2 protein-coding genes and 1 pseudogene are annotated in these 2151 nt (G+C 35.3%); all 3 read left to right on the plus strand.

From position 1 onward, the window contains the following. On the plus strand, window positions 1-1059 hold a 1059-nt coding region (locus IQ228_RS25090; protein ID WP_228044074.1), incomplete at its 5' end, for a glycosyltransferase family 1 protein. A gap of 203 nt (window positions 1060-1262) precedes the next feature. Beyond that, complete coding sequence (locus IQ228_RS25095; RefSeq protein ID WP_193964861.1) at window positions 1263-1610, plus strand: hypothetical protein; 348 nt, start codon at window positions 1263-1265, stop codon at window positions 1608-1610. Window positions 1611-1803: 193 nt separating this feature from the next. Then, window positions 1804-2028: pseudogene (locus IQ228_RS25100) on the plus strand (element excision factor XisH family protein); the annotation flags it as partial. Between the last annotated feature and the right edge of the window lie 123 nt (window positions 2029-2151).

Genomic DNA, 2151 nt, shown 5'->3' on the forward strand with positions numbered 1-2151 from the left:
ATCATTAACTTATCCATTCTTTTCTCTCAACCAACAGGGATAAGCAACTATGCTAAAAATCTTTTCCCTTATTTAAAATCTCTCAATCCTACGTTATTAACCACACAAAATTATCCTGATTTTAACTGCTATCCAGTTCCAAATAATCTTACTCCTGCGGACGGTACAAAAGGACATTTACGCCGTCTATTGTGGACACAATTCCAACTACCAAAAATATATAAAAACCTCAAATCCCAACTTTTATTTTCCCCTATTCCCGAAGCACCACTATATACTAACTCTCGTTTTATTGTCACAGCATTTGATATGATACCATTGCGTTTTCCTAAACGCTTTTCACCATTGACGACATACCATAAATATTATACTCCTGAAGTTTTTAAACAAGCAGAACATATTGTTTGTATATCAGAATCAACTGCTAATGATATTATCCAATTTTACCAGATTCCTAGTAATAAAATAACACCAATTGCCCTAGCGTGCGATCGCTCACATTTCCAATTCCTCAATCTCCCTACCCGCAATTACTTCCTTTATATCGGTCGTCAAGACCCCTACAAGAACCTGCAAAGACTAATTACCGCTTTTTCCGCACTACCTAACAGAAATGATTATGAACTATGGTTAGCAGGACCTTATGATCAACGTTACTCCCCATTATTAGAAATACAAACTCAAGAATTAGGAATCAATCATCTCGTTAAATTCCTTAATTATGTATCATACAACGAATTACCAACAATTATTAATCAAGCGATCGCGCTTGTTTTCCCCACTCTGTGGGAAGGATTTGGTTTACCGGTTTTAGAAGCTATGGCTTGTGGTACACCAGTTATTACTTCTAATATTTCCTCACTTCCAGAAGTTGCGGGAGATGCTGCTATTTTAATTAATCCCTATGATACGAGGGAGATTACAGCAGCAATGCAAGCAATTATTAATGATTCAGAACTGAGAAAACAACTTTCAGAAAAAGGTCTAAAAAGAGCAAGTCAATTTAGTTGGGAAAAAACTGGAAAAGCTACAGTTGAAGTTTTAAAAGAATATCTTTGATCGTAGCAGAGTAGAAGATCCCCGACTTCTTTAAGAAGTCGGGGATCTGATTGTTCTTCAAATGTCCTTTATTTGATCATGCTTATTTCCTTAATTTCTCTACTCGCAATCACTTTCTATACATCGGTTATCAATATCTTCAAAGACTAATTACCGTTTTTTAAAAGTTATAATTTTATAGAACTCATGAGAAAAATAGAGCAATGACAGAAAAAACCATCTCAGCAGAGCTAGATATAGAAACAGCAGAGCGAATTAGTGCATTATCACAAATGGAAAATCGCTCAACATCCCAAATAGCCAGTGCTGCAATCAAGCTAGGAGCTATGTTACCTCATAATGCTTGGTCAGCACTCTTACAGTTAAATGGGGTTGCTTCTGAAGCACAGTGGCAAGAAATTAGTCAAGAAATTACAAGAGTTTTATTGCATCACCAATACAACCTCGCTCAACAAAGAATTGCCCAAAATATAGATCAAAAGTGGTTAAATTCCTTAGAAACTGAAGATGATATACTCTATGCTTCAGTTGAGTTAACTCGTGATGTCTAATTTACGGTTATGTCTCTATAATCTTTATAATAAAAAAGCAAATAAAAGTTATATAGAATTATTTGAACAAAATTCTTCTGTCAGGATCGCTTCTCACCTTCAAATGATATAATAAAATTATGATGAACTAGGAGAAGGAAGAAAACTAAATCTTGAAATACAGATAATTTTAACTCATATTCACACAAAAACAATGGCAAAAGATGTTTTCCATCAACAGGTAAAAAATGCTTTAATAAAAGAAGGATGGAATATTACCCATGACCCCTTAACCATTCGCATTAGTGAAGCAATTAAACTCCAAATTGATTTAGCCGCAGAAACCACCATAGCCGCAGAAAGGGACTCAGAAAAAATTGCTGTAGAAATTAAAAGCTTTATTGGAGATTCAGATATCAGTAGTTTCCATACAGCATTAGAGGATGTTTGAAAAGTGGTATTCCGTAATTTTCATCACATTGCTACCCCCCTTTCCCCTTGTAAAGGGGGGAAACAATAAAAATCCAGTTCCCTCCCCTTTACAAGGGGAGGGTTAGGGTCT

Source organism: Dolichospermum sp. LEGE 00246, assembly GCF_015207865.1.
In the GTDB taxonomy this organism is placed as follows: Bacteria; Cyanobacteriota; Cyanobacteriia; order Cyanobacteriales; family Nostocaceae; genus Dolichospermum; species Dolichospermum heterosporum.

What these genes read in the sequence shown, in the direction of transcription:
- IQ228_RS25095 (WP_193964861.1), top strand. Translation starts at nt 1,263, where the DNA reads ATGACAGAAAAAACCATCTCAGCAGAGCTAGATATAGAAACAGCAGAG.